Raw genomic sequence first — 10,097 nt, 5'->3', positions numbered from 1 at the left:
CACGGCCACCAGAGTGCCATCGGGTCCTTCTCCGCCAGCTGTTCCAGCTGTCACGGCTATCCGCCGCCGGCCGCGGCGGCAGGGTATGCCGGGGTTGACGAGACCAGCTCTCCGCACCGGCGTCACGCCGGTGGTGGGGTGAACTACCAGTACAGCTGCACCGAGTGCCACAAGGGGAACAGCCACAATACCGGCACCTTCCAGGATGTGTATAAGGACACCACCGGCATCCTGGCCGGCTCATCTGCTGCCTATGATACCGCTACCCGCACCTGTTCCAATGTATACTGCCACGGTGCCACCATGAGCGTGGCCAATGACAGGAACGGGGGAACCACCATAACCCCGGCCTGGAACAACAGCTCTTCCGGTCAGTGCGGCACCTGTCACGGGGCAAGCATGACAACTCCTCCCTTGCGGGGGAGCCACAAGACCCATACCGGTAGCGGCCAGTACTGGTATGCTCCCTCCGGTGATCCGCCGTTCAACAACTACGTCTACGGACGGCAACAGGCATGTACTGTCTGTCATGGTGCCTACCCTGCCGGGCATGTGGATGGCAAGGCGGAATGGTCATTCGACTCGACGACCTATCCCTTGCTTGTTGGGGCGAACTACCGAGGCGCGGCGAACGGTTCCGCTTCTTCCGTGCCAAGTGCATCGTACGGCCAGTGCAGCAACCTCTACTGCCACAGCGTTGTCCAGACCGCTACCGGTGGACCGCTGACCGGCTTGCCGGGAGAATACAAGAATCCCACATGGGGAAACCGTGTTGAAGGAACCTGTGGCGCCTGCCATCTTGCCGACGAGGGGCATTCCTACTGGGCGGGGAGAGGGATGGGGTCACCCGAGGTCGGTTCCGGCAGCCATACCAAGCATCTGCAGTACCTTACGGTCGCCGTCGGCGGCGGTGCCAACGGGCCGGCGCGGTGCGCCGCGTGCCATAACTACGTTGGTTCCGACAGCCTGACGGGGTGTGCTTCCGTCTGCCACAATGGGAGCTCCTCGCACGTTGATTACCGGGTCGACGTCAAGTTCCCTCCAATGTACGGCGTAACGGCCGCCTACACGGGCACTCCCGCACCCGGTGACGGCTATGGTGCCTGCTCCAGCCTCTATTGTCACAGCAACGGTATCTCTGTTGCCACTGGCACCGTCCCGGCTACTACCACTTCCAATTGGGGTTCGGGCGCCATGACCTGTTCCGGATGCCACGGCAATCCACCAGCGTACGCGAACGGCTTGCCCAAGGCCAACAGCCACCAGCGGCATAACTTTACCTGCAACAGCTGCCATAATGCCACCACCACTGACGGTACCACCATCACCGGTGTCGCCAACCACGTCAACCGGGCCTACAACGTCAATCCGGGTGGCGGGGCATCCTTCAGTTATACCTTCAACGCGGCTGGGGGCTCCTGCAGTGCCATATCCTGCCATGGCGCCACCAGCGCCCAGTGGGGGGCAAGCTCCTGCCTCGGCTGCCACTCCGTAGCCCAGGGTAGCCGTGCAGCGGTCACCGGCCAATTCGGGGGGAGCTCCCACCATGTCCAGGGAGAGCTGACCGACGCCAAATGCTACCAGTGCCACTGGGAGGCCAACAGCAACGGCACCATCAACAGCGCCTATCATGGCGGAGCGGCCGCTTCCGGCTCGCCGGTAGACCTGGTCATCTACGGTGCCGCCGCCCGTCCGACCACCTTCACCGCCGGGGCCACCGCCGTCCAGTACACCGCCGACGGGTCGCGGGGCGAGATCGAGAAAGTGACCAGCCACTGCCTGGGGTGCCACAGCGACCAGAACAACGCCACCGACCCCTTCGGCGACGGCAAGACCCCCAAGCAGTACGCCTGGGACGGGACCAGCGTCGCCGCCCGCTATGCCCAGACCGAAAAGACCACCTGGGGGAAATACTCCACCGTAACCAACGCGGCCCAGAAGCGGATTGCCAAGTCCCTGTCGGCCCACGGCAACGCGGCGGGTAACCAGCGGGGGTGGAACACCACCACCGGCGTGGACGGTGCCATCACCAACACCAGCGGCACAACCGGGGTCCAGTGCTATGACTGCCACAACTCCCACGGCTCCAGCGTGGCGGGGATCACCAGCCGTTACTCCAGTGCCACGGGGAACAAACGTGGGGGACTGTTGAAAGAGACTGTCAAGGGGATCGGTGGCTATGCAACCACTTACAAGCCCCAGGCGGGGGGGAGCACGGCGGACAAGAATGTGCGCAGCCCCGGCGCCAGCATCTGTCTCGACTGCCACATGAGTGCCACTCCGACCCAGGCGGTTGCCTTCCGGGGGTATACCACCCCTTGGGGATATACCTCCACCTACGGGGCGAGCCAGCCTATCCTCGGCTACTGGGATTCCCCTTACATGGGATACAGTACTGCAGGTGCGAAGACGAGATATTCCTACAAGAAGATGAATCTCGTTAAGGGTGGCCACTTCGGTGCCTCGTCCCCCCTCTCCAGCAATCCGGAGGGGGCCGTCGAAGGGCTCTGCACCCCCTGTCACGACCCCCATGGGGTGAGTCCTACCCTGGGAGCCAATCAGCAGTATGCGGTGCCGCTCCTCAAGGGTACCTGGCTCACCTCTCCCTACAAGGAGGATGTGTCGCCCAAGAATAACTCGCCTCAGACCGGGTTGCCATGGAACGATCCGAACACCTATCACATCGACCAGAATACCTTCGGTTCGCGTATCGGCGATGCGGTCACCGGAGTCAATGAGTCGGACGACCAGTTTGCGGGTTTGTGTCTTACCTGCCATTCGAAGGGAAGTCTCACCGACGGCACAACCCATACCTGGAAGAGCAAGGACCGGATTCATGAGTCGGTCAAGGGGTGGAAAACTGCCAATGGGACAATCAAGCATACCTACACCTGTTCCAAGTGCCATGCGCCCCATACCAGCTCGGTACTTCCCCGTCTGATGGTCTCCAACTGTCTCGATTCACGACATAAGGGGCGTACGCAGTATACCCCGTCCGCCTATGTGCAGTGGTCCAGTTATGGCGATGTCGGTTATGGCAATGGCCGGATACCCGGAGTTTATGATAGCTATGGCGATGGTAATCCCGGTACCTACTGGCCCTCCTGTCACGAAAGCAACACCGGCAACGGTACTGACCAGGGGTGGAACGTGGTGACGCCATGGGCCTATGAGCCTCCCATAGCCATTACCACGGGCCCGTCGGCAGGGAACTTCGTGGCAGCACTCAGCAATGTCTATGCAACCATAACCTGGGGTACCAATCTGGTGGCGACCTCCTATGTCGACTATGGCCTCACGGCCGGCTACGGTTTGACGGCCGGCAATAGTTCCCTTGTAGCAGGCCACAGTGTGCAGTTTTCGGCATTGGTCAATCACAGTACCTACCACTTCCAGGTACGCTCAGTGTCCGGTTCCGGCAGATCGATAACCTCGGGCGATCAAACCTTCTACGTCTCTGTCCCCCCAACGGTTCCGACTCTTGTGGCACATGCCAACATGGTCAGTGCGACGAGTACGCCGGTCACCCTCCAGTGGAACGCTTCCACCGACCCGGACGCCGGCCCGATCCAGTATAGCGTGGAAGTTGATACCAGCAGCAGTTTCAACAGCGCCAACAAGCAGAGTTCCGGCTGGATATCCGGGGCCAGCTGGACGCCGACCCTTGCCACCAATGCCACCTGGTACTGGCGGGTTCAGGCGCGGGACGGGAGCCACACCACGGCTCAGGATCCGGTTTCGGCGTGGTCTACCGTGCAAAGCTTCATCATGTCGGATGGCGCTGCTCCGCCGGCACCGGTGCTGACAACGCCAGTGAACGGCTTCTCCGATGTGAGTTGCAGCAACTACTACTACATCTATCTGAACTGGAGTGCCATCGGTACGCCCGTAGAGTACAGCGTTCAGGTGAGTACTGATCCCACATTTACCACGGTTACCTATGCGTCCGGCTGGATTGCCGCAACTTCATGGGGGGCGGGGCTTACTACGACCAACACCTATTACTGGCGGGTACAGGCGCGGAATCCCCTTAACTTGTCCGTTGGCCCCTGGTCGTCGGTCAATTCCTTGAGTATCACCGATACTGGTATCTGCCCGAAGAGCAGTTGTCCCTTGGTGTATTCCTGGAATGGTACCGAGTTCAAATATGAAACAGATCTGCAAGGACCGGCAATATCCCAGATCAAAAAAGCTGCCAGGAATGTAACGCTTTATCAGCCATCCTACATAGTTCTTGACAGTCTTGTCCCTGATACGGACCAGAAATACCGGGTGAATATCTGGGAGTCTCTGCCGGAGGCGACTTTCCTGGATGAGGCCAAATTACTGGTTGTCGATTACCCGCGCGGATACCAGATCGTGTCATCGGGTGCCGAAAATACCTATTATTACGGGTATGCGGATCCCTTCAGGATATACACCATCAAGGATCCTGTTCTGCCCAAAACAGCGACCGACAAATATGGCAATGATATCCTCTCTGCCGTCCTCTCGGTGGACGACAATCCGGCGCCAATGACGCCGGATGACCCCGACAATTACTACACTTTTGATTTCGGTACGATTCAGCATCCGGAACATGCCAAATTGGTGATAGACGGTTGGCAGGACATCAATTCCAAGTTGTATCTCTCAACTCTGTCCATCCAGCCCTATGCGGAAGTGGTTGATGCCAGCGGTGCCTGGGTCAAGGTCCAGACCTTCGGCATGCCCATGGGTGACCTGAAGACCATGGTTGTTGACATGTCCAACAAGTTCCTGAGTTCCGATCATCGTGTCAGGTTGCACCTGGGTATCAAGAAAGCACAGGTGTGGGTGTTCGACCGGATCAGGATGGATGACTCAGCACCAGTGGGTGTCACCATGCAGGAGGTGCAGGCATCTTCCGCCGATCTGCAATTCGGCGGGAATTCGATTCTTTCCATACCCTCAATACTCAATCGTATGGCAGCCGGTGATACGAGCCTTCCCACCAATCCAGACTTTTTCGGATACGGCAATTTCACCAGGTACGGTGATGTGGGGGCGCTGCTGACACAAAGGGATGACAAATATGTCATCATGAACTATGCGGATAAACTCAAATTGTCGTTCCCGGCTCTTTCCGCACCCCAGGCCGGCAGAGCAAGGAGCTTCATCCTTAAAGCCGATCTCTACTACAAGGATTTCAAGGATTACAAATACCTCGATCCGCTGCCGTTCCATGCCATGAGCGATTATCCGCCCCCTGCGCCGGAGGCGTACCCGACGGATCCGGAGCATACCCAGTATCAGCTCGAGTACAATACGCGGGTGGTCGCTCCGTAAGCTGGTTTTATGCAATGGTAGGTGAAAAATGGTTTGCCGACGGAAAAACGGGTCGATGCATTACGCATCGACCCGTTTTTCCATGTGATGGGAGAATGAATGAAGTGCGGAGGAGGGGAGCGCAAGGATAAGTGCACCCCTCCTTCCGTAAAGCGCCATGTTACGCCGCATGGCCAGAAAAACTTTGACAAAAACTGCGGTATTCCTATAGTATTGCACCATTCTGAGTCGAGGTCCTTTGATGGAAGCAGCGCTTGCCCTGATCGGTGAAGATCTGAAAAACGTGGAACTGCAGTTCAAGAAGGACCTGCAGTCCAACGTGCCGCTTATTCGCAAGGTCGCGGAATACGTCGTGTCCAGCGGCGGCAAGCGCATACGCCCAGCTCTTCTGCTCCTGGCCGCCAATCTCTGCGGGTATCGCGGGGAGCGCCATGTACCGCTGGCAAGCGTTGTCGAGTTCATCCATACCGCGACCCTGCTCCACGACGACGTGGTGGACAATGCCAATCTCCGCCGGGGAATTGCTTCTGCCAATACCCTCTGGGGCAACGAGGCGTCCGTCCTCGTGGGGGATTTCCTCTTTTCAAAATCCTTCTCCCTCATGGTGGCCGATGGCGACCTGCGGGTTCTCGGTGTCCTTTCCAACGCCACCACCCTCATCGCCGAAGGGGAGGTGCTCCAGCTGGTTTCGACGAGCGATCTGGACATGACGGAAGAGCGCTACGTGGAAGTGGTCCGCTGCAAGACCGCCATCCTCCTTTCCGCAGCCTGCCATGCCGGCGCCATCATCGGTGGAGCAGCTCCCGACCAGGAAGCCGCTCTGCGGGATTTCGGCATGGACCTTGGCATAGCATTCCAGCTCATGGACGATACCCTGGACTATGTGGCCAACGAAGACGAGTTCGGCAAAAGCATTGGCCATGACCTGGAGGAAGGGAAGATCACCCTCCCCCTGATCCATACCCTGCAGCGCTGCACACCGAGCGAGCGTAACCTGATCGGCGACATCGTCGCCAAGGATATCCTTGCAGCAGAAGACTTCCATGCGGTGTTCGATCTTGTGCACACCTATGGCGGTATCGACTACGCCATGGGTAAGGCACGGGAATACATCGAGCAGGCCAAGACCCACCTTCACGCCTTCGCTGCATCCCCCGGCAAAACCGCCCTCCAAAGCCTGGCAGACTACGTAGTGACCCGCGCTAAATAGCAGTCCCTTCCGCTAAATAACAGTGTTCCATAATTGGGTTCTTACATAAATCAGTGTGTTATCTCGTTGTAGTTGTTGGCGCAGAACTTGCTCACTATGTATTGTCGTTAATTTTATTGCATTGTGAATGGAATGTGCCCATGGTCGACGAGAAACTCGTACACAGGACGGAAATCGAATTCCAGGGTGATCATTACGAGATCGCAGTCTATTGCCGCACCGACGGGCGGCATTTTGCCAGAACCTACTTCGCTGATGACGATGTCATCATAAACGACGGTTCCTCCCTGGAAGAGGCCCTTGCCCGACATGAACGTCTCCTTCCCCTTGCGGTCAGCTCCCGCAAGATTCTGCAGGAATACGCGGGAATTCCCCGCCGAAGCCGCAACTCCCGTATCTGAAGCGTCGATGCACCTCGTGGGCGGACCATGCCCCCCGTCTCCTTGAAAAATCCCTTGCATTCAAGCTGATACTGGTCGTAAATTGTCCTCATGAAGCGAACTGACCTGTTACGCCTTGCGTTTCTGGCGGTTGCCGTGGTGGGAATAAGCCTGCTCCACTACCTGACCCCCCTCCAGCGCCCCATGCTCCATGACATCTTTCAGCGGCTCTACTACCTGCCGATCATCCTGGCTGCCTTCTGGTTCGGCCTGCGCGGGGGGCTCATTTCATCGCTGATGGTGAGCTTTCTCTATATCCCCCATGTGCTCTTCCAGTGGGGGCACCATTCCGCTCTCGAGCTGGAGAAATTCCTGGAAATACTTCTCTACAACGTGGTCGGCGGCATTACCGGTTTCCTCTGCCAGCAGGAGGAAACCCGGCGTCGACAGCTGGAAGAGACGGCGCGGGGGCTGGAGGAGTCCTACCGGAAGCTGCAGCACCAGGCGGACATGATTATCGGCATCGAGGAGCAACTGCGTCGTGCGGAGCGACTTTCGGCGCTTGGTGAGCTTTCGGCGGTCCTCGCCCACGAGATCCGCAACCCGCTTGGGTCCATACGGGGGACGGCCGAGATTCTCCGCGACGATTACCGCCCCGGCGACCGGAAGTACGAATTCCTGGAGATTCTCTTCAAGGAGACCGACCGGCTCAACCGGGTCGTGGAGGACTTCCTCGGCCTTGCCCGGCCAGTGGCTGCGGAGCGGGAAACCTGCGACCTGGTGTCCGAACTGCGGGAAGTGCAGTCCCTTCTGGAAGGCGAAGCTGCTTCCCGCGGAGTCATGTTGCGTCTGGAGCTGGCAGACCTGCCTCCGGTGCGGGGGGACAGGGAAAAGCTGCGCCAGGTATTTCTTAACCTGGCGCTGAACGGTATCCAGGCGACTGTCCGGGGGGGGAGTCTCACCATTCGCACCGCACCCCTCTCCGTACGGGAAGGGGCGCCATCCCGCATTGAACTCTCCTTCGCCGATACCGGTGCAGGAATCGCTCCGGAACAGCTGACGCGGATTTTCGAGCCGTTTTTCACCACCAAGGAGGGGGGAACCGGTCTGGGACTGGCCATAGCCCAGAAGATCGTCGAGAGTCACGGCGGAACCATTGACGTGACGAGCGAGGTGGGGAAGGGGACGACGTTTGTCGTGCAGCTGCCGGTTTAGATTCAATTTTGGGTTATGGGTTTTGAATTTTGAGTTAACACCAAGTAAATCTGAAGAAATATATGCTTACTGGTCAGGAGACCGATGCCAGCAACCATTCTTGTTATCGATGACGACACCTCCCTGCGGCGTGTACTGGAATACAACCTTCAGGAGGAGGGGTACGGCGTTCTCACCGCCGCCGACGGGGCGACGGGGATGGCCCTCTTTGCCGAGTCACAGCCAGCACTGGTGATTACCGACCTCAAGATGCCGGGAATGAGTGGCTTCGAGGTGCTGGCCGCGGTCAAGGCCCAGTCTCCCGAAACCCCGGTCATCGTCATTACCGCCTTCGGTGCCGTCGAGACGGCGGTGGAAGCGATGAAAGGCGGGGCCTACGATTACATCACCAAGCCGTTCAACCGGGACGAACTGAAGCTTCTGGTGCGCAACGCGCTGGAACTGAGAGGGCTTTCCCAGGAGAACCGGCGCCTGAAAGAGGAGCTGGCCGAACGTACCGATTTTCGCCACATCGTCGGCATCTCCCGGGGGATGGAGCAGGTCTTCGCGGCCGTCCGCAAAGTTGCCGACACCGAGGCGACGGTGCTTCTCACCGGAGAATCGGGAACCGGTAAAGAGCTCGTGGCCCGGTCGATCCATCTGCAGAGCGGCCGCCACGCTGCGCCGTTCGTGGCGATCAACTGTGCCGCCATCCCCCGCGACCTTCTGGAAAGCGAACTGTTCGGTCATGTCCGGGGGGCCTTTACGGGCGCCGTGCGGGACAAGACCGGCAGGTTGCAGGCAGCGGGTGGCGGTACCCTCTTCCTCGACGAGGTGGGTGAGCTCCCCCTCGAACTGCAACCAAAACTCCTCCGGGCGCTCCAGGAGCGGGAGGTTATGCCGGTTGGCGGCACGAACTGCCAGAAACTGGATGTGCGGGTGATCGCTGCCACGAACGCCGATCTGGAGCAGGCGATTGCCGACGGAGCATTTCGGGAGGATCTCTACTACCGGCTTGCCGTGATACCGATTCACCTCCCCCCCTTGCGGGAACGCCGCGAGGATATACCGGTCCTGGTCCGCCACTTTGCGGCCAAGCATGGAGGCAAAGACATTGCCTTCTCGCCGGAAGTCCTGGATTTTCTGGCTGGCTACCCCTGGCCCGGCAATGTCCGGGAGCTGGAGAATACGGTGGAGCGGCTTCTGATCATGCGCAGTGGCGACGTCATCGGGGTGACGGACCTGCCGGACAAGATGCGAGGCGGGGGAGCTGTCGGAGGGAGCAGGGTGGTCAACCTCCCCCCCGACGGGTATTCTCTGGAGCAACTGGAGCGGGAGATCGTCATCGAAGCGCTGGAGCGAAACGACTGGAACCAGACCCGGGCAGCCCGCTTCCTCAGGATCCCCCGGCACACCCTGATCTACCGGATGGAAAAGTATGCCATAACCCCCCCACAGGAGCGGAAACGATGAGGAATTTCATTCTTTGGTCGATGGTGTGTGTAATGGTTGCCTGTGCCGGCTGTTCCAAGGAGCAGAAAGGAGCGCCGACGGGCAAGTCGGTGGTCAAGGTACGGGAAGGGAGCCCGGCACCGGATTTCACCCTCCGCGACCTCGATGGACAGGAAGTCCGGCTTTCCTCCCTGCAGGGGAAGGTGGTGCTGCTCAACTTCTGGGCAACCTGGTGCCCCCCCTGCCGGGAAGAGGTCCCTTCCATGGTGAAGCTGAACCGGGCCATGGCGGGCAAACCCTTCCAGATGCTCGCCGTTTCCATCGACGAGGGGGGAAGGGAGGCCGTCGCCGGCTATTTCAAGGAATCGGGGAGTACCTTGCCGGCTCTCCTCGATACTGACCGGTCCGTCGGCAGGTTATACGGCATCACGGGGGTACCGGAAACCTTTGTCATCGATGGGAAGGGTGTTATACTGAAAAAAGTCATCGGCCCGATGGATTGGAGCGATCCGGAGGTGATCAGGTATCTTGACGGGCTGACAACTCACTAGTTT

General features: G+C 59.1%; 6 protein-coding genes. All 6 read left to right on the top strand.

The features are described from left to right. The coding region (locus KI810_RS16735) for a CxxxxCH/CxxCH domain c-type cytochrome (RefSeq protein WP_214176715.1) at positions 1 to 5,307 on the top strand (5,307 nt) is incomplete at its 5' end. Positions 5,308 to 5,548: 241 nt separating this feature from the next. After that, entirely contained in the window at positions 5,549 to 6,517 is a 969-nt protein-coding gene (locus KI810_RS16730; protein ID WP_214176714.1) for a polyprenyl synthetase family protein, read from the top strand. A 140-nt stretch (positions 6,518 to 6,657) separates the two neighbouring features. Then, positions 6,658 to 6,918, top strand: a complete 261-nt coding sequence (locus tag KI810_RS16725; RefSeq protein ID WP_214176713.1) for a hypothetical protein — start codon at positions 6,658 to 6,660, stop codon at positions 6,916 to 6,918. A 90-nt stretch (positions 6,919 to 7,008) separates the two neighbouring features. Further along, positions 7,009 to 8,112 carry a two-component system sensor histidine kinase NtrB gene (locus KI810_RS16720; protein WP_214176712.1) on the top strand — a complete coding sequence of 368 codons (1,104 nt, stop codon included), beginning with the start codon at positions 7,009 to 7,011 and terminating at the stop codon, positions 8,110 to 8,112. Positions 8,113 to 8,196: 84 nt separating this feature from the next. Continuing rightward, complete coding sequence (locus tag KI810_RS16715) at positions 8,197 to 9,564, top strand: sigma-54-dependent transcriptional regulator (RefSeq protein WP_214176711.1); 1,368 nt, start codon at positions 8,197 to 8,199, stop codon at positions 9,562 to 9,564. Beyond that, entirely contained in the window at positions 9,561 to 10,094 is a 534-nt protein-coding gene (locus KI810_RS16710) for a TlpA disulfide reductase family protein (protein WP_214176710.1), read from the top strand. Before KI810_RS16715 ends, KI810_RS16710 begins: the two co-directional genes overlap by 4 nt. The last annotated feature ends 3 nt before the right edge of the window (positions 10,095 to 10,097 follow it).

Source organism: Geomobilimonas luticola, from assembly GCF_018476905.1.
GTDB classification, from domain to species: Bacteria; Desulfobacterota; Desulfuromonadia; order Geobacterales; family Geobacteraceae; genus Geomobilimonas; species Geomobilimonas luticola.
Note: the sequence above shows the minus strand (reverse complement) of the source record. Positions and strands in the feature narration are given on the sequence as shown.

Excerpts from the sequence above, each read along its gene's own strand:
- KI810_RS16730 (WP_214176714.1), top strand. The coding sequence starts at position 5,549 with ATGGAAGCAGCGCTTGCCCTGATCGGTGAAGATCTGAAAAACGTGGAA.
- KI810_RS16710 (WP_214176710.1), top strand. The coding sequence starts at position 9,561 with ATGAGGAATTTCATTCTTTGGTCGATGGTGTGTGTAATGGTTGCCTGT.
- KI810_RS16715 (WP_214176711.1), top strand. The coding sequence starts at position 8,197 with ATGCCAGCAACCATTCTTGTTATCGATGACGACACCTCCCTGCGGCGT.
- KI810_RS16720 (WP_214176712.1), top strand. The coding sequence starts at position 7,009 with ATGAAGCGAACTGACCTGTTACGCCTTGCGTTTCTGGCGGTTGCCGTG.
- KI810_RS16725 (WP_214176713.1), top strand. The coding sequence starts at position 6,658 with ATGGTCGACGAGAAACTCGTACACAGGACGGAAATCGAATTCCAGGGT.